24 protein-coding genes, 4 tRNA genes and 2 pseudogenes are annotated in these 25,177 nt (G+C 46.5%); 26 read left to right on the forward strand and 4 right to left on the reverse strand.

Annotated elements, in window-relative coordinates:
- The first annotated feature begins 94 nt into the window (after positions 1-94).
- The 7 genes from C1710_RS04475 (at position 95) to C1710_RS04505 (ending at position 4,473) form a co-directional block, all read left to right on the forward strand.
- On the forward strand, positions 95-574 hold the full coding sequence (locus C1710_RS04475) for a MerR family transcriptional regulator (protein ID WP_102280493.1): 480 nt from the start codon (positions 95-97) through the stop codon (positions 572-574).
- Positions 575-619: 45 nt separating this feature from the next.
- Positions 620-961: a hypothetical protein gene (locus C1710_RS04480; protein WP_102280496.1), complete on the forward strand. Its 342-nt coding sequence runs from the start codon at positions 620-622 to the stop codon at positions 959-961.
- A gap of 361 nt (positions 962-1,322) precedes the next feature.
- On the forward strand, positions 1,323-1,763 hold the full coding sequence (locus tag C1710_RS04485) for a PTS sugar transporter subunit IIA (RefSeq protein ID WP_102280498.1): 441 nt from the start codon (positions 1,323-1,325) through the stop codon (positions 1,761-1,763).
- Complete coding sequence (locus tag C1710_RS04490) at positions 1,760-2,257, forward strand: PTS system mannose/fructose/N-acetylgalactosamine-transporter subunit IIB (protein ID WP_102280500.1); 498 nt, start codon at positions 1,760-1,762, stop codon at positions 2,255-2,257. The genes C1710_RS04485 and C1710_RS04490 overlap by 4 nt, the downstream gene beginning before the upstream one ends.
- A 29-nt stretch (positions 2,258-2,286) precedes the next feature.
- The gene (locus C1710_RS04495; protein ID WP_102280502.1) at positions 2,287-3,096 is read left to right on the forward strand and encodes a PTS mannose/fructose/sorbose transporter subunit IIC; all 810 of its coding nucleotides are present in this window, start codon (positions 2,287-2,289) and stop codon (positions 3,094-3,096) included.
- Positions 3,097-3,111: 15 nt separating this feature from the next.
- Entirely contained in the window at positions 3,112-3,972 is an 861-nt protein-coding gene (locus C1710_RS04500; protein ID WP_102280505.1) for a PTS system mannose/fructose/sorbose family transporter subunit IID, read from the forward strand.
- A 3-nt stretch (positions 3,973-3,975) separates the two neighbouring features.
- Positions 3,976-4,473, forward strand: coding sequence for a hypothetical protein (locus C1710_RS04505; RefSeq protein WP_146002369.1), 498 nt, complete (start codon positions 3,976-3,978; stop codon positions 4,471-4,473).
- Positions 4,474-4,589: 116 nt separating this feature from the next.
- On the opposite strand, the gene C1710_RS04510 is transcribed toward C1710_RS04505, so the two are convergent.
- Positions 4,590-5,915: an ISL3 family transposase gene (locus C1710_RS04510; RefSeq protein WP_102279250.1), complete on the reverse strand. Its 1,326-nt coding sequence runs from the start codon at positions 5,913-5,915 to the stop codon at positions 4,590-4,592.
- Positions 5,916-6,404: 489 nt separating this feature from the next.
- On the opposite strand from C1710_RS04510, the gene rnjA reads away from it, so the two are divergent.
- From rnjA to C1710_RS04540, 6 genes are all read left to right on the forward strand, one after another.
- Positions 6,405-8,273, forward strand: a complete 1,869-nt coding sequence (rnjA, locus tag C1710_RS04515; protein WP_102280511.1) for a ribonuclease J1 — start codon at positions 6,405-6,407, stop codon at positions 8,271-8,273.
- Between the two features lie 119 nt (positions 8,274-8,392).
- Positions 8,393-9,325, forward strand: a complete 933-nt coding sequence (locus C1710_RS04520) for an FAD:protein FMN transferase (protein ID WP_102281753.1) — start codon at positions 8,393-8,395, stop codon at positions 9,323-9,325.
- 128 nt (positions 9,326-9,453) lie between these two features.
- Positions 9,454-10,605, forward strand: coding sequence for a CPBP family intramembrane glutamic endopeptidase (locus tag C1710_RS04525; RefSeq protein ID WP_180961301.1), 1,152 nt, complete (start codon positions 9,454-9,456; stop codon positions 10,603-10,605).
- Positions 10,606-10,744: 139 nt separating this feature from the next.
- Entirely contained in the window at positions 10,745-11,230 is a 486-nt protein-coding gene (locus tag C1710_RS04530; protein WP_102280517.1) for a universal stress protein, read from the forward strand.
- A 177-nt stretch (positions 11,231-11,407) separates the two neighbouring features.
- Positions 11,408-12,091: a VIT1/CCC1 transporter family protein gene (locus C1710_RS04535; protein ID WP_102280520.1), complete on the forward strand. Its 684-nt coding sequence runs from the start codon at positions 11,408-11,410 to the stop codon at positions 12,089-12,091.
- Positions 12,092-12,102: 11 nt separating this feature from the next.
- Positions 12,103-12,789 (forward strand): VIT1/CCC1 transporter family protein, encoded by a 687-nt coding sequence (locus tag C1710_RS04540; RefSeq protein WP_102280522.1) that lies wholly within the window; start codon positions 12,103-12,105, stop codon positions 12,787-12,789.
- Between the two features lie 44 nt (positions 12,790-12,833).
- Here C1710_RS04540 and C1710_RS04545 read toward each other — a convergent pair whose 3' ends face one another.
- Positions 12,834-13,736: a cation diffusion facilitator family transporter gene (locus tag C1710_RS04545; RefSeq protein ID WP_102280525.1), complete on the reverse strand. Its 903-nt coding sequence runs from the start codon at positions 13,734-13,736 to the stop codon at positions 12,834-12,836.
- Between the two features lie 131 nt (positions 13,737-13,867).
- On the opposite strand from C1710_RS04545, the gene C1710_RS04550 reads away from it, so the two are divergent.
- The 13 genes from C1710_RS04550 (at position 13,868) to C1710_RS04610 (ending at position 22,245) form a co-directional block, all read left to right on the forward strand.
- Positions 13,868-14,536 (forward strand): metal-dependent transcriptional regulator, encoded by a 669-nt coding sequence (locus tag C1710_RS04550; protein WP_102280528.1) that lies wholly within the window; start codon positions 13,868-13,870, stop codon positions 14,534-14,536.
- A 156-nt stretch (positions 14,537-14,692) separates the two neighbouring features.
- Complete coding sequence (locus tag C1710_RS04555) at positions 14,693-14,902, forward strand: cold-shock protein (protein WP_102280531.1); 210 nt, start codon at positions 14,693-14,695, stop codon at positions 14,900-14,902.
- A 61-nt stretch (positions 14,903-14,963) separates the two neighbouring features.
- Entirely contained in the window at positions 14,964-15,716 is a 753-nt protein-coding gene (locus C1710_RS04560) for a threonine/serine exporter family protein (protein WP_102280534.1), read from the forward strand.
- Between the two features lie 11 nt (positions 15,717-15,727).
- Entirely contained in the window at positions 15,728-16,186 is a 459-nt protein-coding gene (locus tag C1710_RS04565; protein WP_102280537.1) for a threonine/serine exporter family protein, read from the forward strand.
- A 48-nt stretch (positions 16,187-16,234) separates the two neighbouring features.
- A complete protein-coding gene (locus C1710_RS04570; RefSeq protein ID WP_102280540.1) occupies positions 16,235-16,909 on the forward strand; it encodes a phosphatase PAP2 family protein in 675 nt (224 codons plus the stop codon).
- Between the two features lie 252 nt (positions 16,910-17,161).
- Positions 17,162-17,647 carry a GNAT family N-acetyltransferase gene (locus C1710_RS04575; RefSeq protein ID WP_180961303.1) on the forward strand — a complete coding sequence of 162 codons (486 nt, stop codon included), beginning with the start codon at positions 17,162-17,164 and terminating at the stop codon, positions 17,645-17,647.
- Between the two features lie 158 nt (positions 17,648-17,805).
- On the forward strand, positions 17,806-19,308 hold the full coding sequence (locus tag C1710_RS04580; protein ID WP_102280545.1) for an amino acid permease: 1,503 nt from the start codon (positions 17,806-17,808) through the stop codon (positions 19,306-19,308).
- A gap of 71 nt (positions 19,309-19,379) precedes the next feature.
- A tRNA-Leu gene (locus tag C1710_RS04585) sits at positions 19,380-19,462 on the forward strand.
- 104 nt (positions 19,463-19,566) lie between these two features.
- A tRNA-Gly gene (locus C1710_RS04590) sits at positions 19,567-19,638 on the forward strand.
- A 9-nt stretch (positions 19,639-19,647) separates the two neighbouring features.
- Positions 19,648-19,721: transfer RNA gene (locus C1710_RS04595), tRNA-Arg, on the forward strand.
- Between the two features lie 5 nt (positions 19,722-19,726).
- Positions 19,727-19,800, forward strand: a tRNA-Pro gene (locus C1710_RS04600).
- 264 nt (positions 19,801-20,064) lie between these two features.
- Positions 20,065-21,489 carry an ABC transporter substrate-binding protein/permease gene (locus tag C1710_RS04605; RefSeq protein WP_235858005.1) on the forward strand — a complete coding sequence of 475 codons (1,425 nt, stop codon included), beginning with the start codon at positions 20,065-20,067 and terminating at the stop codon, positions 21,487-21,489.
- Positions 21,490-21,501: 12 nt separating this feature from the next.
- Positions 21,502-22,245: an amino acid ABC transporter ATP-binding protein gene (locus C1710_RS04610; RefSeq protein WP_102280549.1), complete on the forward strand. Its 744-nt coding sequence runs from the start codon at positions 21,502-21,504 to the stop codon at positions 22,243-22,245.
- A gap of 89 nt (positions 22,246-22,334) precedes the next feature.
- Here C1710_RS04610 and C1710_RS04615 read toward each other — a convergent pair.
- A pseudogene (locus C1710_RS04615) lies at positions 22,335-23,659 on the reverse strand (ISL3 family transposase).
- A gap of 156 nt (positions 23,660-23,815) precedes the next feature.
- Positions 23,816-25,100 (reverse strand): annotated as a pseudogene (locus C1710_RS04620) (gluconate:proton symporter).
- Positions 25,101-25,177 lie beyond the last annotated feature (77 nt).

Consider the following 25,177-nt stretch of genomic DNA (forward strand, 5'->3'; position numbering starts at 1 on the left):
TTAGACATGATTGTCAAGTTTTTTGACAATCAACGATAGATCTGTATACTGAAATGGTAAATTAAAAGTAGAAGTGGAGAAACGAGGAAGACTAATGGCTAAGCAACAAGGCGCGTTATTTAAGAAAATGATTGAGCAAAATCGCCTGCGAATCAGCTTAAAAGAATTGTCGATTGCTTCGGGGGTTTCCGGCCGCCAGCTGCGTTATTGGGAGCAAAAGGGCTACATTAAATCTGAGCAAAGTGAGGTAGGTAAAGCGCACAAGTATACTCTGCAGACAATGTACGCGGTAATTACCATCAAGAACTTCCTGGACCAAGGTTATACCCTTGCCAAAGCTGTCGAAATTGAAAAGCGGCACCGTCGGGTACGGCAGACTGTCCGTCGCTTTATCCGGAATAACATTCTGAAGGTTCAGGAAAGTGAAGACGCGTTACGTGTCAACATTGGTCAGTTGGCTGACCACCCGGAATATGATGTCGAGGTGGTGGTAGCGGCCCCCCAGGAAAAAGTTGAATTACGGCTGGTAGAGCACCAGGAAAGAAAATCAGGAAAAAACGGTCGGAAAGACTAATTGTGTGATAGTCTGGAAATGAGGATTTTCTAAGGGGGACTTATCTTGAGTACAATTGAATACAGTAAATTGGATGCGGATGCCCGTCAAAAGGCACGGGAAAGTTTTGCTGATTACTATATTGGCGCCTTTTTGGCTGACGATCTGGAAATTATTAGCGGGCAATCACAAAAAGATACTGACATGATTACCATTAACCGGTTGCTGATTGAAAATAAGTACATGACTCATGACCAGGTAAAAGAGTTAAGTCTCAAGGATAACCAGGCCAATTATGATCACATTTTATCAGCGTTAAAAATGACCTATACTCAGGATGGCGAGCCAAGCCAAAAGTGGCATGACTGGGTTGAAGCACTTCGGTTGAAGGAACCAGTGGAAGACTAAATAATAAATAACCTATGCAAGCGAGATGACAAGTCAGAAATGACGGTTCATCTCGCTTTTTTTTGAAACGATTTCAGTGATTTAAGGCAGCTTTGCTGGATCTTTATAAACCAAATGTTTAACCGAACAGTCCCAAGTGCAGTCGTTCACGACCCATCTCAATTATTATCCTTTCTTTTGATAACAAGTCATGATCACGAACAAATTGTCGGCGCGCCCGCCTTGAATTACTTTTCATAATCTCAGACAAAACGTTCTTATTTTTTAGAAAAAACCGTTTACATTCTTGCTTGCAGGTGCTATTATCAAAGCGATTTAGGAAAACGTTTTCCTGTTAATTGAAATGGAAGGTGGATGGTGTATGAGTAAAAAGATTGCAGTAATTTTGACTAGTCATGGTGACATGGCTAAAGGGGTGTTGCAATCGGCAACCATGATCTTTGGTCATCAAGACAATGTAGTTGCTGATATTTTCCCTGATGGAACAAGACCAGAAGATCTGCGAAACCACTATGAAGAAAGTATTGCCAGTTTTGGGGATGACGCCCAGGTATTGTTTATGTGTGACATCTGGGGCGGTACACCATTCAACCAAGCTAGTCAGCTGGTGGCTGCTAACCCTGACCGGATGGCCTTAGTAACCGGCTTAAATTTGCCAATGCTGATTGAGTGCTATACGGCTCGGCCAAATATGGAACTGGCGGAGCTGGCTCAGCACCTCGTAGCGACGGTAAAAGATCAAATCAAGCAATTAGATGTTGAAGCATTATTAAGTGATGATGAGGATGATGATTTACTATGAGTTTAACAATTAAATTAGCACGGATTGATAGTCGGCTGTTGCATGGGCAAGTAACGACAGGATGGACCAACTTAGTTCACCCTAACCGGATTTTTATTGTCTCTGATGCCGTTGCTAAGGATACTTTGCGAAAGAACCTGCTAAAGCAGGCGGCACCGGCTGGCGTCAAGGTGAATATTATCGATGTTGACAAGATGATTAAGGTGTGGGGCGACTCACGTTTTGACAAGTTACAGTTGTTGCTATTGACTGAAGATCCAGAAACGATGTTGCGCTTAGTTGAGGGCGGTGTCGAAATTCCTGAAATCAACGTTGGGAATATGACGTTTGACGAAGGCGACACAACGATTGCTTCCAATTTGGCGGTTAATGATACTGATGTGAACGCTTTTGTCGCTTTGAATAAAAAAGGTGTTCATTTGAGCCGTCAGATGGTCCCAGCTGACAATGCCGTTGATGTTATGAGTCTGTTGAAGAAGGCAGACTTGATTTAAAAAGATAAGCGAGAAAGGAAGCGCTTTGTATGAGTGTGCTGTCATTGATTGTGTTACTCATTGTTGCATTCCTCGCCGGTGTCGACGTTATTTTGGACGAGTGGGAATTGGCACAGCCAATTGTTGCTTGTACCTTAGTCGGGATGGCGCTTGGCCATATCGGTGAAGGAGTGGCTTTGGGTGCTTCATTACAGTTGATTGCCTTAGGCTGGATGAATATTGGTTCGGCCATTCCACCGGACGCTGCGATGGCATCAATTGTTTCTGCGATTCTAGTTTGTGGTCCTGCCGAAGTTAGTGTTAAGGAGGGGATTGCCTTAGCAATTCCACTAGCCATTGCTGGCCAGCTCTTGAATATTTTTGTGCGGACGTTCGTTGTCTTCATGTCGCACGTCGCTGATAACGTGGCTGCTGAAGGCAATTTGAGAAAACTGGATGCGATCCACTACCTTGACATGGTGGTTCAAGGACTGCGGATTGCCATTCCGGCCTACCTGGTAACGATTATTTCGACTCACGCTATTCAGGCTGCTATTAATTCAATCCCAAAGGTAATTACCCAGGGGTTATCAATTGCTGGGGGCTTCATTGTGGCCGTTGGTTTTGCGATGGTTATCAATATGATGGCTAATAATACGGTTTGGCCATTTTTCTTCATTGGGTTCGTCCTCGCTGGGATCAAGTCACTCAACCTGATTGGCTTTGGGATTCTTGGTGTCTGCTTCGCACTGATTTACTTGCAATTATCACCGCAATTTAATACTACTGTGGCACCAGCAGACAGCAAGGGTGCGCCATCGGCCGAAGACGACATCGATGCAGCGCTTGATGACTTGTAAAATGGAGGCTTAACAATGAGTGAACAAGAACAAACAAATAAGCCAAATGACGGGCAGCTCCAGTTAACCCGCCATGACTTGACTGCGTCATTTTGGCGGTCTGGTTTCTTACAAGGATCATGGAACTATGAACGTGTGCAAAACATTGGGTTCTGCTTTCAGATGGAACCAACTATTAAGCGTCTCTATGGTGGCGATAAAAAAGAAACTGCTAAGGCAATGAAGCGTCACCTGACCTTTATGCAAACAACGCCAGTGATGTCATCGCTAATCGGCGGTGTCATGATGGCGATGGAGCAGCAACGGGCCAATGGGGAAGACGTTGAAGACACGATGATTCAGTCCTTAAAGGTGGCCATGATGGGGCCGCTGGCGGGTGTTGGTGACCCAATTTATTGGGCCACGATTCGGCCAGTACTGGGAGCCTTTGCCGCTTCTCTGGCCCTTTCCGGAATGGGTGTCGTTGGGCCACTGGTCTTCTTCGTGGTTTGGAATGCTATCCGGTTAGCTTCTCGTTGGTATTTCCAAAAGTTAGGCTATGAACAAGGTTTGAACGTGATGCATGACCTTAGTGGAAACCTTCTTCAGAAATTCACCCTGGGGGCGTCAATTCTCGGAATGTTCATCCTTGGTGCGCTGGTTCCACGATGGACAAAGGTCAACATGCCGTTGGTCATCTCTAAAGTCACGGCAAATGGGCACACAACTGTCACCACTTTACAAGATATTTTTGACCAGTTAATGCCTGGTTTGGCACCACTATTGCTGACGTTCTTCTGCATTTGGCTCCTTCGGAAGAAAGTCAATGCAGTTTGGATTATTTTTATCCTTTTCGCACTAGGAATCGTCGGCTACATGTTCCATATTTTCGGTTAAATAATGAAATCATTAATTCTAAAACTAAATCCGTCATTAAAGGTCAAGTTCTTATTGCTCAACCAGCACCACCAGGAACTGTGGCGGGGGAATGATAGGTCCTTTCCCGATTTCTGGAACACTTTTTTGGGGTGGATTGTTTCGCTACCGAATACGTACTGTTTTAATAATGGGTTGGAGATGAAGCGCCGCTTCTCTTCGATGAAGATTATTTTTGGTGGGAAGACGGATCGTCACCACTTTTCGGCAATTATCAACAACCCTTCCCTCAGTCGTGGCGGCAAAAAAAGGCCTAGTCGGGTCATAATCGATGACCATGATTATTCCATTTATCGGGTGCAGCGAGGAAATTATTTTTCTCTGTATGACCAAGACCAAAAAGTCTTTGCGATGAAAAAAGACCATCAGTATCGTGATAATTTCGTGTCAGTCTTTAATGACCAATTGATTGACGAACAGCTGGCAGCAATGATCATGGTGGCATTGGCAGATTCAATTTAAAGAATTAAAGATCGTTCCTCAGTCCTGTTTACGGATTGCTTAATAAGTAGTCTGTTGGCAGGACTTTTATTATGGGGCTCTTTGTCAATCGGTACTGATAGCTAATTTTGACCAGTTCAAGCAACTAGTTTGCTTGGGCTGGTTTTTCTTGTGATTATGGGTGCCTGAACCATGATGTGCGAATTTTTTAATGCTATTAGTATGCGAATCCGGAACCGGAAAAAGTTGCGAAAACCATAAGCCGTCCGTTTGATTACTTTGATTTTGTTATTAGTACCCTCAATGGGACCATTAGTTAACTGGTATTGAAAGCTCCTGATGATTTCTTCCTGGTGTTGCCGTAAAGTCCGCTGGACTTTTTGTAATTGTTTAGGCAGATTAGTGAGTTTGCGTTGTAAGAGTGCCGTTAACTCTGCTGCTTGACCTTGATCCACTGCCTCTATCAAAGTTTGGTAGTAGTCATAAGCTATTTGCAATTCGGGTGACATGGACAAAAGCCGATCAATGACCTCACTATCAGACAACCAGGCGCCACGAAAGTTGCGCCGTGGATAGTGGTGAATATTATCTAAATGAGCGATTTTTTGTAAAAGTAACTTCCAGAAACGCTTTAAAACGCGATACTCGTGGGTGCCATGACCATAACGATTCATTACTTTAATCCGCACCGCTTGAAGTGCCCGATACGCCTGGGCAACGATATGAAAATGATCGGCAATAATTCGGGCATGAGGAAAGAGTTCCTTGATTAAGCTCCGGTAAGGTTGATAAAGGTCGACGACAATCAAACGGACAGCACATCGGGCCCGCCGGGTAAAGTGACGATAAAAGTATTGCTTTAAATAACGCGAGTTCCGGGATTTAATAATATCGATGGTGCGATGATTAGTCGGATTCATTAAGAGCATGCTCATCCCACTATCAGCGAATTGGCCTGACTTGAAGTCATCAAAAGCAATCGTTGCCGGCAGCCAATCTTTCTCAGGAACAAAGGTGTTTTCTAGCGTATCGATGGTTCTGGCAACGGTACTAGCAGACACGTAATAGTTATGGGCTAACTCTTTCTGTGAAATATTACGGTGAAGGTCTTTGATAATGAATTGCTTCACGTTATTAGCAATCCGACAGCCGCGGCTAATGCCTTTAATCGTGGCGATTTTCGTCACGGTTTGCGGACATTTAGTGGACGGCTTACAGATATACTGCTGTTTTTTAATCATGAGAATGGTCTTTACACCAGCGACCGACAGGGCGGTAATGACTACTGGGCGATGACGAAAACCATTCTTCAACATCGGGCGTCCACAAACAGGACAACGACATTCACCAGTCTTGACCAAATGAATGATTTTGGTTTGGTCATCAATAGTCTCAGCCCCTTCTTTATCCAGCTGAAGCCCTGGGTCTTGGATTCCGGTTAAAAAGTTGATATCATTAGTCATGAGGATTAATTTCCTTTCTGGAGGACAATCACCACGATTTAGGCTTTGGGGTGATTGTCCGTTTTTTTTATTGTCATCNTTATCCAGCTGAAGCCCTGGGTCTTGGATTCCGGTTAAAAAGTTGATATCATTAGTCATGAGGATTAATTTCCTTTCTGGAGGACAATCACCACGATTTAGGCTTTGGGGTGATTGTCCGTTTTTTTTATTGTCATCATAAACGAAAAACGGTACCGATGGAAAAGTCCATCAGTACCGAATAGTGTAGAACCTTTATTATTTACGCAGTGAAGTGGACTAGTAGGTGGGCTTTTTGCTTGCAATCGTTTCTTGTGATAAAATTTAACATAGTTTTATGTCGAAGAATTAAATGTGTAATGCTGCCCGCCGGGACAGTCAACAACATTTTAATAAGCGCGTTGGCCATCATTCTCACGTGACGGTTTTTTAACGTGTACCAGAAGAAAACTAAATAAAGGAAAGGTAACTATGCGTAAACTCAAGATTCATAACGATGAGGTGGCCTTTTTTGCAATGGGCGGCCTTGGTGAAATTGGGAAGAACATGTACTGTGTTCAATTCCAAGACGAAATTATTATTATTGACTGTGGGGTCCTCTTCCCAGAAGATGAATTACTCGGGGTCGACTACGTCATTCAAAACTACGACTACTTAGTAGAAAATAAGGAAAAGATCAAGGGGATCTTTATTACCCACGGTCACGAAGACCACATTGGTGGGTTGCCGTTCTTCTTGCAAAAGGTCAACGTCCCAATTTACGCTGGCCCGTTTGCGATGTCTTTAATTCGGGGCAAGCTGGATGAAAAACACCTGCTTAAGACGGCTGAATTGCACGAAATCAACGAATTTGATACTGTTCACTTCAAGAAGACCTGGGTCAGCTTTTTCCGGACCACGCACTCCATCCCCGACACACTGGGAGTGGCAGTACATACGCCGCAGGGGACAATTATCCAAACCGGTGACTTTAAGTTTGACCTGACACCAGTGGGGCAGTTGCCAGCACCTAACTTCCAGCAGATGGCTAAGCTGGGTGATGAGGGAGTCCTCCTGCTGACATCAGACAGTACTAACGCCGAACGTCCGCAATTCACTAAGTCGGAACGCTGGGTTGATATCCATATTCGGCGGATTTTTGAACGAATTAAGGGGCGGATTATTTTTGCCTCCTTTGCTTCTAACGTTTACCGGTTGCGAGAGGCCTGTGATGCTGCGATTAAGCAGGGGCGGAAGATTGCTGTTTTTGGTCGTAGTATGGAAAATGCCATTGCGGCGGGTCAAGACCTTGGCTACCTAAATATCCCCGAGGACTACTTGATCGACCAAAATGATATTAATTCTTATCCACCAGAAAAAGTGATGATCATGTGTACCGGGTCGCAAGGGGAACCAATGGCCGCACTTAGCCGGATTGCTAATGGTACTCACCGCCAGATTACTATTCAACCTGGTGATACGGTTGTCTTCTCTAGCAACCCGATTCCGGGTAACACGACGAGTGTAAATGCACTGATCAATAAGTTGGAGGAAAGCGGCGCAACGGTTATTCACGGTTATGTCAACAACATCCACACTTCCGGTCACGGTGGCCAGATTGACGAAGAACTAATGCTGCGCTTGATGAAGCCGAAGTTCTTTGCACCGGTTCACGGTGAATTCCGGATGCAGAAGATTCACACGAAATTGGCCCAGATGACAGGGGTGCCAAAAGATCATTGTTTCATTCTGGCTAATGGTGATGTCTTGGCACTGACAAAGGATAGTGCCCGGATTGCTGACCACATCGAAACTGCCGGTGACGTCTATATTGACGGCCGGGATGTTGGCGATTCAGTTGGTAATCCTGAAATCCGTGAACGGCGTCTCCTATCAGAGGAAGGGGTCGTTACTGCTGTGGCGGTAGTTGACCTCAAGGATTACCAAATCGTGGCTGGCCCAGATATTGTTTCGCGGGGCTTTGTCTACATGCACGAATCGCAAGAATTAATTAAGGCTGCTAACCACGAGGTCTTCTGGGCGATTTTGAACACCTTTAAGAACCATAAGCACGTTGATGCGCGGACAATTAACCGCACGATTGTCAGTCGTTTGCAAAAGTTGCTCTTTGAGCGGACAGGACGGCTGCCGGTGATTATCCCAATGGTTACCATCCTCAATGGCGATGCCAAGAACCGGCAGCCAAATGACCGTTACGTTGCCAAGCGCCACCATAATCGCAACAATGCCCACCAGGGACAAGATGGTGAACGCCGGTCAACAAACAACCACCAGCACCACCGCCGTAACCGTTATCACGAACAAAAGCATCAACAACCAGCTGCAGCGGCGGAGAAATAAGCAATAACTGTTAAAGTGGAGGACGAACTGGCCGAAAGTGCCAATCGTTCTCCCTTTTTTATTAATTTAAGTTTATACTGAGAAGAGATAGCAAAGGAGGAGTCGTAATGGCGGACCACATAATTGACAATCTTGCCTTACGAACGGTGACGACAACCGGCCATGCCCTCGGGACAAAAATCACTTTGACCGTTTTCGGGACGACGGATAGGACCTTCACCGACGGGGCCTTAAAGCTCATCAAGAGTTATGAGGACCTCTTAACCGTTAACCGCGAGCCATCGCTATTGATGACGGTAAATCACCAGGCGGGTCGTCAACCGGTTCAGGTAACGCCGATGGTTTTTGAACTTGTCAAAGCGGCGGTGGCAGCGAGCCGGGAGCAATTTGGCTTCAACGCGCTGATTGGACCGTTAGTCAAATTATGGAAAATTGGGTTTAAGGACGCCAGGGTTCCCACAGTTGACGAAATCCACCAGCGTTTACGGCTAATCGATCCCTTCCAAGTTGAATTAGATGCTAAGCAGCAGACGGTTTTTTTGAAACAGCCGGGGATGGAAATAGATCTTGGCGGAATTGCTAAGGGTTACATTGCCGACCGGGTGCGTGACTACTGGCGGTCTTTTGGCATTACCAACGGGATGATTAACCTGGGTGGCAACTTATTGTTTGTCGGTCCGTCCCCACGGCGGCATGACGGGCAATGGGTCATTGGTGTTCAAGACCCGCGCAAACAACGGGGAGCTGACTGCCAACAGGTTTTAATGCCTGAATGCTCGGCAGTAACGTCCGGCACCTACGAACGACAGTTGGTAAGAAACGGTCATCACTACCACCACTTGCTTGACTCGCAAACAGGGATGCCACGAAAGACTAACGTGGCCTCAGTCACTATCTTTAGTAAGCATTCAATCACCGGGGAAGTGGAAGCCAAGCGACTCTTTTTTGCTGGTCGACCACTTCCAGGATGGGGTGTTGGACGCCCAGACCTGTACGGGGCCTTGTTTATCTACAATGATGGCAGAACAGAATTTGTGGATCGGCGACCGTAAGCGTTGACGATCAAAGAGGTAATTAGAGGGGGAAAACAATGTCAGGCAGAGACTACCTACATATTTGGTACCAAGCGCAACTATGTGTGGCAACACTTTTTGCGTTCGTGATTTTTTTGCGGGAGGCCATGTTACAGCGACCTATTATGTGGCTGATGGCCTTCCTGCTGGTGATTAGCGTCATTGGGGTGGTGACCGATTTTTATCCGAAAAGACGACGACCCGAATGGTTAGCTCTCACTAACCGTTGGTTGCAGGCTATTTTCCAGCCGTTGTTATTAGTGGTTGTCTGGGGAGTAGTTACTCGCCAGATTATTGTCCTACTGTACTTGCCAGCACGGGGGATTCTTACACTGACCCTGCTATACTACATGGTCATGTTTGCCCCTTTTGCTAGTGTTATCGGGACCGCTATTGAATGGACAGTACCACGGGTGGTTTGCCTGTTGTACTGGTCGGTAGCCGTTATTCAGACAATCCCGTTGGTTTATCCGGAAAGCCTAACGGGGTCCCGCTTTCTGATGCAGGGATTGCATGCTGGACTTTTTGGTAGCGTGTCGTTTTTTGTCTTGGTGACTACTTTGATGCGCGGCTGGCACTTGTCATGGCCGGGATTGAAGCCACACTGGCATTCTGATATCAGTGTCTGGGTGATTATCTTTTTAGTTGCCTTTGACTTGGTATTTACTTTTTGGAATGCTTTCAATAATCCTAGCAAGTGGTGGGGACTGCTGACCCAGTATAACTTTAGTGGCATCCGGGTCGATCGGTTATTAACCATGCAGGCGGCAGCGGCCGGAATTGCTGAAGAGACGCTTTTTCGGTTTGGGATCTTAGGAGTCCTGCTGGCTGGCTTGCGTCATAGTGACCACCGCGTACCGGCATCGATCCTTATCTCTGCCACCCTTTTTGGATTAATTCACTTCACTAATGTGTCGGCTCAGCAATGGGACACCACAACCATTCAGGTACTAAGTGCTTTTGGGACGGGACTCTTTTTCAGTTGTGTTTACCTTTACACCGGTCAGCTATGGATGACGATGCTGATGCACTTTTTGGTCGACTGGACCGCCTTTATGACCCTGGGGGTGCCCTTGATGGTGGGCCATGCGACTAGCTTAGACTGGGCTGCAGTGACTTTCCAGTTGGTGATTGACGTGGCAATCTTTATTTGGATGCTCTTTGGCGACCGTCGCCATGCAATGGAACGTCACGCTAATCGCTTTACTGGCCGGCGGCAGCGTTTTGACTATGTCTTGCCAAAGTATGAATTTCACTAATGACGAGTTTGCATCAGTAGAAAATAAGTTTAGGATACCCTGAAAAAATCATTTACATTGGTGAAATATGTAGTAAGATGGTCATAGATTAAGTGACGTTTTAACACAATCTATGATGTCACCAGAGAGGGGTTCCACTATGTTTGAAATTAAACCGAAACGTTTCCACAAGATTTTGGTGGGGGTTGACGACGCTCCGGATGCCCGGGCAGCGTTTTGTTATGCTGTTGATAAGGCCAAGCGCGATGGTTCCGAACTAGGAATCGTTTCTGTTTACGAAACCAACAAGACTAACGTGTACCAGATCCTCGATAAGGATTACGTTCACAGTACCCGCGATGAGCTGCAAAAGCGGATTAACGAATACGTTCAGGCAGCGATTGATTATGGTGTTGAGGCCAGCAAGATAACGGCATTGGTCGACCAGGGTGAGCGGCCGGCAGAACGGATTTGCAACCACGTTATTCCTGAATTTCAGCCAGACCTATTGATCATCGGTTCCATTGGCAAGTGGGGAAACCGGAAGACGGTTGGTTCCCAGGCTAGCTACATGACAAAGCACGCCGGGACGTCAGTCTTTGTTATCCGTAGCAATGAAATGGTTGGCCAGGATCAAGAAGACTAGCGATTAGTAATTAAAAAAATGAAAAGTGGCACGCCAAAAAGGCGGAGCCGCTTTTCGTGCATTTAAGTGAGTTTTTAATCATTATATGGTAGAAATTTATAATTACGAAAATGACAGTGCCGCTTTTAAATTCTATGTTATAATGAATCTAATTTGATTTTAGAAAGGGAATAACGAATGGCAAAGCGTAAAATGTCTTTGGCCCAGAAGATTAATGTTCTGCGGGCAGGAGTAATGGGTGCCAATGATGGGATCCTTTCTGTTGCCGGGATTGTTGTCGGGGTGGCCGCTGCGACCAGCAACAGCTTTTCAATTTTAATTTCCGGTCTTTCAGGATCACTGGCCGGGACGATTTCAATGTGTATGGGTGAGTACGTATCAGTTAGTACCCAGAAGGACTCTGAAAAAATGGCGATCATCGCCGAAAAACAGCACCTTGAGGATGACCTGGATGGGGTTCGTCAGGATATGGTGAACCGCTACTTAGCTCAGGAAATTGACCCGCAGCTAGCTAATAAGGCGGCGGATGAACTCCTTGGGGATGACGCGTTGGACAACGTTGTTCAGGAAAAGTACGGTTTCAATCCGAAGAAATTTACGAGTCCGTATGAAGCGGCGATTGCATCCTTTATTGCTTTTCCAACTGGCTCGATTTTGCCAATGCTGGCAGTGACGTTGTCGCCAGTCAAGATGCGAATTGTGGCGACAATTGTTGCTGTGCTGATTGCCCTGACAATTACCGGCTACGTGGCTGCGGTGCTCGGTGATTCTAACAGGGTTAAATCGGCAATTCGTAACGTAGTTTCCGGAATGCTGACGATGGGGGTCACCTTCCTCATCGGTCAGTTATTTGCTAGGTAGGAGGCGTTATGATGGCAAAAAAGAAACGCCAAAAGCAAACGATGAATGAAAAGCTTAACGCTCTGCGGGCGGGAGTGCTCGGCTCTAACGACGGAGTGTTAACGGTTGTCGGGGTCCTTGTGTCTGTGGCTGCCGCAACAACTGATAACTTTACAATTTTTATTGCTGGTTTGTCTGACCTGTTGGCCTGTGCCTTTTCGATGGCTTCAGGAGAGTACGCATCGGTCAGTACCCAGAAGGATACCGAAAAAGCTGCGGTCGAGCGCGAGGAAAAACTATTGCAGACCGATCGAGAGGCCGAGGTATCTGCAGTAGCCGACTATTATGCCCAAAAAGGGATTACTGACCAAACGGCTCGTCAAATTGCGATCGACCTATTGAATAAAAAGCCACTCGAGACGGTTGTCCGTGTTAAGTATGGTATCCAGTTAGGACACTATATGAACCCCTGGGAGGCCGCCTTTGCTTCGCTCTTTTCAGCAGCTGCGGGCGGGATTTTCCCACTCTTTGCGATGACTTTTAGTCCGGTTGACTTTAAGTGGTACGCAACTATCCTGGCAGTTGTTTTAGCCAGTGCCTTAACCGGGTTTATTAGTTCTAAACTCGGGAACGGGTTAGTTAAAGTAGCGGTTATCAGAAACATTGTTATTGGTCTGATTACCATTTGTATCCACTACGGTGTTGGTAAATTATTCTAAGGATATTTTAGATATTAAAAATGACCCGCGTTGCGGGCCATTTTTTACATACCATTTTGTTCGTCTTCATGAGTATCAAACATTTTCTCGCCATCGTCGCGGTGACACTCTGCCTGAATGGTGACGTGACAAATGCCATACTTATTCAGCATTAATTGGTCAATTTTATCATAAAGCTTATCAATCTCACTCAGTTTGGCATCTGCGCAAACGATATGCATGGAGAACATGATTCGGTGTTCGTCAACAGACCATGCATGAACGTGGTGGATGGACTTAATACCGTCAATCTTAAGCAAGTCCTGCTTGATGGCATCATAATCAAGGGCAGGTGCTGATTCCATTAGGATATTAACGGTCTGTTTAACTATTGGCCAGGCTTCGTAGGCAATGTAGATGGCAACAGCAACGGTCAAAACCGGGTCTAGCCAGTTAACGGGGTAAAAGATTAAAATGACCCCGGCAATGATGACAGCCACTGAAGCCAGTGCGTCACTGAGGACGTGAAGGTAGGTTGCCTTAATATTTAGACTCTCGTGACTGCCAGCATGGAGCAGGTAAGCTGATAAGAAGTTGGCGGCCAGACCAACAACCGCGACAATGGTCATTAATTTACCATTGACTGGTTGGGGATGCTGGAGCCGGCGAATGGCCTCAATTGTTAAGAAGACGGCAATTACTAAGAGGAAGGCGGCGTTGACCAGGGCTGACAAGATCTCCGCTCGTCGGTAGCCATATGTTTGCCGATGAGTTTCTGGTTTCTTTGAAATGACCTGCGCAATGTAGCTTAAGACAATTGAAACCGAGTCCCCCAGGTTGTGAAAAGCATCTGATAACAGGGCCAAACTACCAGCAGCTAGGCCACCCAGTAGTTCGACAACTGTAATTCCTGCGTTTAGTAGGGTTACCGCCAAAAAACGCTTGCCGGTAACATTATTTTCGTGCATCTTTTCTCCTCCCAACAAGATAACTTTTTTCTTAGGTTATCCTAACTTAATATTCTTTCTTATGATATAATATCATCATATATAAGTTAATAAAAGAATCCTTTGGTGTTTAAGGGGGACTGATCGATATAATGACACCGATGAAAGAAGACTATTTAAAGATCATCTTTGAACTCGGTGGCAACCGTAAGAAGGTTACCAATAAGGACATTTCACTAGGGTTAGGCATCGCCGCTGGCTCCGTTACTGAAATGATTAGTAAGATGGCAAGCGAGGGGTTAGTTAATCATGAGCCCTATGCAGGAATTTCATTGACGCCGAAGGGGCTCAAGTATGCAGCCGAATTGGTCAGAAAGCACCGCTTGTGGGAAACGTTCCTGGTGGATAAATTACAGTACAACCTGGCAGATGTTCATCCTGAAGCTGAAGTGCTGGAGCATAACACTAGCGACCGGTTGGCAACGGCCCTTGATAGCTTTCTTGGTCACCCACGCTACTGTCCACACGGCGGGGTCATCCCGTCGGCAAGTGGCGAGTTTGCTGATGCCAGTCACCGTGTGTTAGCGGATGGCAAAGACGGCGAACACGTAGAATTGCTACGTTTCTTGGACAACCACGACCTGCTCACGTATCTCAATGAGTGTGGGCTGACACCGCACCAGAATGTGACGGTGATCAAGCACGAGCCGTTTGATGGTCCGGTGGTTATTAAGCCGGATGGTCAGGATGATACGATTAGCGTTTCTTATAAGGCCGCTCATAACGTTTTTATTAACGAAGTTGGTCAATCTGAGGATTAATGCTAGGTTTGTTTGCGCCCTTATGGTAGAATGAAAGCTGTAGTTTTGAAAGGGTAATTTTGGTTCGATCGTTTCAACCCTTGGAATATCTCCAATCTGCACCTCAATAAGAATTACAAAAGTATCATGCGCAAGGCGCAGTAGGAGGATATACAAATGGAACAAGGTACTGTTAAATGGTTTAACGATGACAAGGGTTACGGCTTCATTACTCGTGAAAATGGTTCAGATGTGTTTGTTCACTTCTCAGCTATCCAGGGTGAAGGCTTCAAGACCCTGAAGGAAGGGCAACACGTTACATTCGACGTTGAAGACAGCGACCGTGGCCCACAAGCTACTAACGTTGTTAAAGACGACGCTGAATAATCGTTAAAAATTGAAATGCTGGAGCGTCTGGGAAACTGGACGCTCTTTTTTGGAGGGAAAAATGGTCAAGTCGGTGGACACGCAGCTGGCAATCAGAACGGCTCTCCTGGCTGGCGAGCTCCTAATTGAAAATGGCTCAAACATGGAAAGGGTTAATGACACGATGGATAGGATTGCGGCCACAGCGGGTTTGACATCCTTTCAGGGCTTTACCACCCTCACCGGGGTGGTGGCCTCAGCTGAGGGATTGCCTAACGCTCAGGTAGTTGCCATCCATAATCGGGCTAACGATTTAAATAAGGTGGCGCTGGTCAACGGTTTGTCACGAAAATTTAGTGCCGGCCGGCTAACTCTCAAGCAGTTTTATCACCGGTTGCGCGAGGTTAAGCGGAAGTCTGACATGACGCCGGTGGTTTGGCAATGGTTGGCAGCAGCGGTTTTGAGTGCGGTGCTGATGATTGTCTTTACTGGGGACTATCTGGATGCACCCGTTGATTTTGTGATTGGCGGGGTTAGTTACGCGATTTTTCTCTTTCTGAACCAAATTTTTCGTATTAAGTACCTGGGGGAATTTGCTGCATCGTTAGTGATTGGCTTACTCGCTTGCTTGGCAGTGAGCCTTCACTGGGCCACTAACATTGACACCTTGATTGTGGGGGCCGTGATGCCACTGGTGCCGGGAGTGCCGTTGACAAACGCGATGAGAGACTTGGTATCTGGCAACCTGATTAGCGGACCCACACGGGCCATCGAGGCAGTGCTAACTGCGGCAGCGATTGGCTGTGCCATCGTGATCGTACTGCGTTACGTTTAGGGGGCCCGATGATGATTACAAAAGCAATTCTGCAGGCGGTTTTTGCCTATGTGGCGACAATTTGTTTTGGTGTTTTACTTAACATCCCACCGCGCGCTTACCACGTAGCTGGGATGATCGGCGGATTCTCCTGGCTGGTTTACTGGGAGATTTACTACCACCTTCACTGGGGGTTGGCGGTAAGCAACATGATTGCGGCTATTTTGATCGGGATTTTTGCCATGGTGGCGGCGCGTCACCAGAAATGTCCGACAATTATCTATACTGTTCCGTCACTGGTGACCTTTGTTCCCGGCGGGCAGGCGTATAAAATGGTGCGTAACTTTGTTGTTGGTAACAATGGACAGTCATTGATCTTTTTATACCAGGTAATGGTGATTGCCGGAGCAATTACGCTGGGGCTAGGGATTGGCGAGATGATTAACCGCCTCTTGTACGGCCCTAAAAAACTGCCGAATCGTCATAACTGAATGTGGTATACTAACTGGGTACTTTGACGAAATATAGGAGAATTAATTATGCTCATTCAACCAGAAAATGACCGCTGGAAACGTTTTGCCATTAGTGGCATTTTATTTGTCTTGCTTGCTGCCATGCTTAAGGGGCAGTCAATGATTCTGCAGTTGGTCGATTCTGTTTTTCAATCGTTATTTACCAACCCGAACGGAAATAACCATTTTGTTCATTTCTTGATGTCGTTGATTTCATTCCTGGGCAGCCCAAAGATGGACTTGCTCTGGATGTTGATCATTGCCTTTTTACTTTGGGGGTTCAAGCTTAAAATTCCGGCACTGTGGACCATTTGCACGGTAGTCGGTGGTGACGCCCTCGGCTGGATTGTTAAACACATTGTAAAGCGTGCACGGCCAGTTCAGCACATGGCAAAGGACGATGGTTACAGTTTTCCAAGTGGTCACGTTCTTGGCTTCTTCCTGGTAGCGGGAGTCTTAATGCTTATCGTTGTGCCGCTAATTCGCCGGCAATCAACACGGATAATTTGCCAGATCCTGCTGGTGTTTGCGGTCCTACTACTAGCCATTTCCCGTGTTTACCTATGGGCACACTACCCGGTCGACACGATTGGGGCTATGCTGTTGGGCTACACCTGGTTGCAGGTGGCAGAATGGCTGTACGTGGTGATTGCACCATGGTTGAAGCAGAATTTCCGGCTTGTTCATAACTCGTTATATTAAACGATCAGGGAGCGTGACCAACCGTGAAACAGAAATCAGAATGATTTCGTTTTTGAACGGTGCTAACGCGGAAGTCATTTATGCCTTCGTCGTCACGACGCGCAGCTAGGCTATCCGCCGCCCCAGCGAGCAACAATAGGCCTCTAGCGTTCGGTTTTACCGGAACGTTAGAGGCCATTGTTGTACCGCCTGTTACCTTTTAGTATGAATAAGAGGGATTATGTCACAACCCCTTTTTGGAGGTGAATAAGGGTGATAACTAATCAACTGGTAATCATTCGCCCAGTGAAAAGCGGCGACCAGACAATATTGGCAGAGTTATTAAGTGATCGTCAAACGATCAAAGACAGTGGGATACAGCTGCCAGATCCAGATAACAAAGCTGCCTTTCAATGGGCACTGGATACGCTAGTGAAAAAGGGCAACGGCCTCGGGTTGATCACAGAACGGTCGAGCAAGTGTCCAGCAGGAATTATGTCACTAGTTCCAACAGACAAGGGACTCGAGCTGGGATACTTATTAGGACCAGCGTTTCGCGGCCGGGGGTTGATGACGTCTGCAGTTAAGCTCCTGCTAGAACACCTTGGCCAGCGGACGGAAGCAGTCTTGGTTACCGCATCGACAAGTCCCAATAATCTTGCTTCACAACGCGTACTTCAGCGAGCTGGGTTCCAGTGCCTGCCGGTAAGAAACAACGAACAAGAACATTGCTGGCAATGGTTGACACAAAAAAATTGAGAAAAAGTAAAGACCGTTATAACGGTCCTGAGAGCTCCTGTCAGCCATTCAGTCAAACAGATTACTCTTTATTCATTGTCAAAATTGAGTATAATAAAGCGTCTACTTAATCAGCTGACCGGTCAGATCCTGGCCGGAGATGAAACGGAGGGATTTAGATGACTGAACACAAACAAGCGGCGGCCGCTTCTCAAGGTGAGGGACAAATCAAGCGATCGCTCGAAACTCGACACCTGACGATGATTGCCCTGGGGGGGTCAATCGGAACCGGGCTCTTTATCGCAAGTGGTTCGGCAATTTCGACTGCCGGGCCTGGTGGTTCGCTGGTTGCCTACTTTATCATGGGAATCATGGTTTATTTCTTGATGACTAGTTTAGGGGAAATGGCGACTTACATTCCGGTTACTGGGTCGTTTGCCGCTTACTCGACGAAGTTTGTTGACCCGGCGCTCGGTTTTGCGATGGGTTGGAACTACTGGTTTAACTGGGCGATTACCATTACGGTGGATACGACGACGGCCGGGATTGTGATGAACTTCTGGCTGCCGAAAGTGCCAAGTTGGATCTTTAGTGCCATTGTGATGGTGTTAATCTTTTTGATCAACTACCTCTCAGTTCGCTCCTATGGGGAAACAGAGTACTGGCTGGCCCTCGTGAAGGTCATTACCGTCGGTGTTTTTGTCATCGTTGGTTTGCTGATGATCGTCGGGATTATTGGTGGTCAAGGACCAATCGGCTTCCGTTACTTCCACTACAAAGATGCACCATTTGTTGGCGGTATTCAGGGGATCGTTAGCGTTTTCCTAGTTGCGGGTTTTAGTTTCCAGGGAACCGAGCTGATCGGGATCACTGCCGGTGAATCAGCAACTCCAGAAGTTAGTGTCCCGAAAGCCATTAAGTCAACCTTCTGGCGGATCTTGCTGTTTTATTTACTGTCCATCTTTGTCATTGCCTGCATCTTGCCATACACGGACAAGAACTTGCTGAGTCAGGACGTTCGTCACGTCACCATGAGTCCGTTTACTATTGTCTTTCACCGTGCTGGTTTAGCAGCAGCAGCAAGTGTTATGAACGCGGTTATTCTGACCGCTGTCTTATCCGCGGCTAATTCAGGAATGTATGCCTCTACCCGGATGCTCTTTTCTCAGGCTCAGGAAGGGTATGCACCGAAATTATTTAGCCATGTTAACAAGCGGGGAATTCCAATTAACGCCTTGCTGGGAACGACCGTCATTGCCCTGCTGGCTTTCTTAACCCAGTTTGTTGGTAAAGATGCTTACAACTACTTAATTGGGGCTTCTGGACTGTGTGGTTTTATTGCCTGGCTGGGGATTGCGATCTCTCATTGGCGTTTCCGGCGGGCTTTCATCGCTCAAGGACACAGTGTGAAGGAACTGAAATACCGGGCATTAATGTTCCCGTTTGGACCGATTTTCTCTTTCATTCTCTGTGTGATTGTAATGGGTGGACAAAATATTGATGCCTTTATTCACATGGACTGGTCAAACATCGCTATTACCTACATGGCGGTACCACTGTTCCTGATCCTGTTTATCTACTACAAGGTACGTTACCACACCCACATGATCCCGTTGGAGAAAGTTGACTTGTCGCGGCGAACAAAGTCAGAATCTTTTGAACCGGAAGAAATTGACAATTAGCCGAGTCAATGCTATTTTTATATTACTGTTTAATTAACTAACTACTGGGGCAGTTTTACTGTCCCGCTTACGCGGATATGGCGGAACTGGCAGACGCGCAAGATTTAGGTTCTTGTGTCTTTATGGCGTGGAGGTTCGAATCCTCTTATCCGCATTACTTGTCGAGGATGGCAAGTATTTGCTTTGAAAAAGCTTAATTTTGCGTTGACTTTTTGTGAACAGTCGTGTATTATTTAACACTGTTGAAAGTAACAAATTGCGGAAGTAGTTCAGTGGTAGAACATCACCTTGCCATGGTGGGGGTCGCGGGTTCGAATCCCGTCTTCCGCTTTTTATTTTGCACCCATAGCGCAATTGGATAGAGTGTCTGACTACGAATCAGAAGGTTGAAGGTTCGACTCCTTCTGGGTGCATTCATCGGGATTTAGCTCAGCTTGGTAGAGCGCTTCGTTCGGGACGAAGAGGTCGCACGTTCGAATCGTGTAATCCCGATTTAGGTAAAGCCGCGGTTTTAGACCGTGGCTTTTTTATTTGAGTAAAAAAGACAGCTTAATTATCTTAAGTTTATGGTGGTAGGTTAATTGTCAAAGCACTGCTTGAAAGCGCTATCATCTTGGATATACCAACGATTAACCGTTAGCTATTGTTTTTCATGTTTCGATAATGATAAATTATCATTATTATCTTAGAAAAATCTAATGAAAAGGAGACATGAAGATGGGAGTTCGCGGAAAACACCGTGTGTTAACAGCTATGATGACATTTGCTTTCGCGTTAGTTGCTGGTCTGTGGTTCAAAACGGGGACGGTCCATGCCGAACCGACCTACACAATTGGTACTAATACCACTTTTGCTCCTTTTTCGATTCAGGACAAAAATGGTGGTTACTCTGGAAAAAATCCGGGAATGGAAATTGAAATCCTCCGGGAAATTGCCAAGCACGAGCATTTTAAGTACCGTTTTAAAATTATGAGCTTCAACGGCGACCTGCAGGCACTATCAAACGGGCAGGTTGATGCCGTAATGGCCGGGATGAGTGTTACTGATGAGCGAAAACAGAAATTTGATTTTTCAACGCCGTACTATAACGACGGGGTGGTAATGGCAGTCGCCAAGGATAGCAATATCACTTCGATGAAACAGCTGCGGGGGAAACAGGTTGACGCTAAGTCAGGAACCTCCGCCGCGATCATGGCTCAGAAATACCAGAAAAAATACGGTTACAAAATTAAGTACTTCGAATCAAGCAACACGATGTACAACGACGTCAAAATTGGCCAGGCAGCCGCCGTTTTCGATGATGAACCGGTGTTACGGTACTCAATTAAAAACGGGGTACCGCTAAAGGTGGTCAGCAAGAAGGCGGAGTACACGACGCCGGTTGCCATTGGCTTTAAAAAGGGGCAAAACCAGGAATTACAACGGAAGATGAATAATGGGATTGCCTGGTTGAAGAAGACTGGACGGATGCAAAAGATCATTGACAAGTACACCAAATCCAACGCGACCCATGTCGATGACGCTTCAAAGCGGACAATTTGGGGCTTAATCAAGAGCAATTCCCATGCCTTGCTGAAGGGGCTGCAGGAGACGATCATCCTGGCGGTCGTTGGGATCTTTGCCGCTTTGATCTTCGGAACGATCCTTGGTGTTCTCGGTATCGCCCAGAATAAGTTCCTTAATGGACTATCAACAGTCATTATTTACATCTTCCGTGGTTTACCAATGATGGTTCTGGCATTCTTTATCTACATCGGGATGCCATCGGTAATTGGCCATAAGATTCCGCTCTTTACTGCTGGTATTTTGACACTGATGTTAGATGAAGGGGCCTACGTCGGCGCCATCGTTAAGGGAGGTTTTAACTCCGTTGACAAGGGGCAATGGGAAGCGGCCCGTTCTCTCGGAATGCCGTACTACAAGGCCTTGCGGAAGGTAATTGCGCCCCAAGGGTTCAAGTTAATGGTTCCGTCGTTGGTTAACCAATTCATTATTACTTTAAAGGACACCTCGATCCTGTCGGCTATTGGGGTAATGGAATTGACGGAAACGGGGACGGTAATCATTGCCCGCAACATGGAAGGGTTTAAGATGTGGCTGATTATTGGGGTTATGTACATCATCATCGTGACCCTGTTGACCTGGTTATCCAACTACGTTCAGAAAAAGATGAGCAACTAAGGAGGTTGTCAGATGGATTCAAGGTACAAGGTTCAAGTTAAAGACCTGCACAAGAGTTTTGGCAGTAACGAAGTGTTGAAGGGAATTAACCTCGATGTCGAACCGTCAGAGGTGGTCTGCATGATTGGCCCTTCTGGATCGGGTAAGTCAACCTTCTTGCGCTGTATTAATAAGCTGGAAGAGCCGCAATCGGGCCACGTGTACGTTGACGGTTATGACCTCCTGGACCCGAAAGTTAATGTCGATAAGGTGCGAGAGAATATCGGAATGGTCTTTCAACACTTCAACCTCTTCCCTAACATGAACGTTATTGAAAATGTCATGCTCGCACCAGTGGAAGTGAAGGGCGAAAGTAAAGAAGAGGCGGAAGCAACGGCACTGAAGTTGCTCGACCAGGTGGGGCTGAAGGAAAAAGCGCATGCCAACCCGACCCAATTGTCTGGCGGCCAGCAACAGCGGGTAGCGATCGCCCGCGCCCTCGCGATGCATCCGGACGTGATGCTCTTTGACGAGCCAACTAGCGCACTCGACCCTGAAATGGTTGGTGACGTGCTGGAAGTAATGCGCAACTTGGCTCAGCAGGGGATGACGATGATTGTTGTGACCCACGAGATGGGCTTTGCTAAACAGGTAGCAGATTGGCTGGTTTTCTTCCACGAAGGAGTAATTCGTGAACAGGGCGAACCGGAAGACGTCTTTGCCCACCCCCAGCACGAGGATACGAAGAACTTCCTCAATAAGGTTTTACAAGCGTAAGAACGTAACAGAAAAGCGGCGGACCGTGCGATCCGTCGCTTTTTTGAGAAATAGGCTCTTTGTCAATCGGTACTGATAGTTAAATTTGATCAGTTCAAGCAGCTAGACTGCTTGAGCTGATTTTTGTTTTCTGGGGATCTCCTACCATGATGTGTGGATTCTTTAAAGCCATGAGAATTCTTACCCGAAAATGAAAGAAGTTTCTAAAACCATAAGCAGTGCGTTTAATCACTTTGATTTTGTTATTGGTGCCTTCAATCGGGCCATTACTCAAGTGATGCCTAAAGCTCCGGATAATCTCGTTCTGGTGCTGACGGAGAGTACGCTGAACCTTTTGTAATTTAAACGGTAAGCTGGTCAGTTTACGTTGTAACAGGGATTGGAGTTCTCCCTGATTTTCGTGATCCACCGCATCGACGAGAGTTTGATAGTAGTTATAAGCTATCCTTAGTTCTTCTGACATGGCAAGTAGTCGGTCAATGACTTCACTGTTCGTTAACCAGGCGCCACGAAAGTTGCGCCGTGGTTGGTAATGAATATTATCTAGGAGTGATAGCTTCTGCAGTAATAACTACCAAAAACGTTTAAGTGCCCGATATTCATGAGTTCCCGGCCCATAATGATTCATGGTTTTGATGCGGATAGACTGTAATGCCCGGTAGGCTTGCACAACGACATGGAAGTGGTCGGCGATGATTCGTGCATTGGGGAATAGTTCGCGGATGAGCCGCCGGTATGGGCCGTATAGGTCAATTACTACCAAGCTAACTGATAATCGCGCTCTGCGTGTGAAATGGCGATAGAAATACTGTCTAAAAGCACGTGAAGTTCTCGAGGGAATAATATCAATGGTGCGATGATTAACAGGATTCATGAGGATCATACTCATCCCACTAGGCGCGAAGCGTCCCGATTTAAAGTCATCAAAAGCAATGGTATTTGGTAGCCAACTTTTTTCCGGAGTAAAGTTATCTTCCAAGCTATCAATGATGCGGCCAACCGTACTAGGTGAAACATAGTACTGTTCACCAATATCCTTTTGTGATTCATTTCGCCGTAGATCCAGTGTGATGGCCTGTTTAACGTTATTGGCAATCCTGCAACCATGGTTAATCCCATTGATTTCTGCGATTTTCGTGACGGTTTCCGGGCATTGTGATGATGGTTTACAGATATACTTCTGTTTCCGAATTAACAAGATAGTTGGGACGTTAGCGATCGGTAAAGCTAATATCTTTACCGGTTGACGGCGATAGCCATTCTTAAGCATAGGACGGCCACAAACAGGACAATAACAGGTGCCGGTCTTAACCAGGTGGATTACTTTGTAATTACCGGTGTTTTCGACGCCACTTTTGTCCATTTTTAAGTTTGGATCATTGATTCCGGTCAAAAAGCTGATATCATTAGCCATGAGGATTAAATTCCTTTCTGAAGGACAACTACCACGTTTTAGAGGGTGCGGTAGTTGTCCGTTTCTTATTGTCATCATAAACAAAAACGGTACCGATGAAAACTCCATCAGTACCAAATAGTGTAGAACCGAGAAATAAGGTGTTCGCCATGCTGCTTATGACAACATGACGACGGCGAGTGCCAGGTTGAGGGCGCAGGCCAGCCAACCGAAGGGAATCCCCGTTTTCAGGAAGGTCTTGACGTCAAGGTGGAGATGGTTAACCACCCATAAGTTCCATGACTGAGTAATACAGCAGGAAACAGCCATCGAAACGGCAGGGACGATAATTAGTGCGAAGGCGAAGTACTGGTTGAAAAAGCCGGTGCCGGCAAGAACGGCGGCGGTGGCTGAACCAGCCCCCCCAAACCATTAGCGGGCCGCGGAATAATGCTAGTGGTGCTAAGATAGCAAAGGCCAGGGCCATCATAATTGGGTCTCGCGGAATAATTGTCGCAAAAGTTTTACTGAAGCGGGCAGTGACTTTAACGGCCGTGGCCGAGAACATTGCTAGGAACAGCAGCATGATGATTAGTCCAGCAATGTCCTTCACTGACGTTGTGATTGTCTCATTGACAAAAGCTAATGCTGACTTGTAGCTCTTGAGGTGACCAGTTAGTAGTAGTGCCAGAAAAATCGACAACATTAAGCCGGGGATTGGTTGCCACTTAAAGATGATGTTCATCAGAACGGGCAGGACCGGGAGGAGGTAGGTAGTGTTGATGTGTGGGTGCTGGCTACCAGCTTCCGTCTTACCCTCTGCTAATGCCTGATTTTCGTTGCGGTGAATACTGCGGGCATTGAGCAAGATGACCAACAGGACAACAAACAACTGTGCTGCCATTGCGGCAAAGGCCCAGGTAAGATAGTGGGGACCATAAGCAACTTTCGGGAAAAAGAGCTGAATCTGCTTAATAATAACAATGTTGACGTACATTGGTGCCCCGATTGACATGACAAAGAGGGTGACGGCAATGTTCGTTTTGACCCCTAATGACTCCATGATTGGCAGGAGGATCACGGCGATGGCGATGACGGCACCAACCCCGTAGGAACTAGTAAAGATAAAAGCTGTTACCAGACAAATCAATATCAGCGCGATAATCGGGTGCTTATATGAGACCTTTAACGTTTGCTGACTAATATCGCTAGCGATGCCGGTATCGACGAGGACCCGGCCAAACCAGGAGCCAAAGACGATGACGACAATTGTCGCTCCATAACCTTCAGCGGCTTTCGAAAAGATGTCGTTAACGACGGTATTGATGGGGATTCCACCAATCACTGTCCAGAGAATACTCATGACCAGAAAACCGATCATGATGTTGCCACCCTTCATGACGTATACGACAAGGCCGATGAAGGTGACGAATAAAAGAATGCCAATAAGTGCGTTGAGCATAACATCACCCCAAAAGAAAACTCAAAAGTGCGAGCTAACCGGCTGCTTTGGAAACCGGTTGCCTAAGAAATCGGTTT

Source organism: [Lactobacillus] timonensis, from assembly GCF_900240275.1.
GTDB classification, from domain to species: domain Bacteria; phylum Bacillota; class Bacilli; order Lactobacillales; family Lactobacillaceae; genus Limosilactobacillus; species Limosilactobacillus timonensis.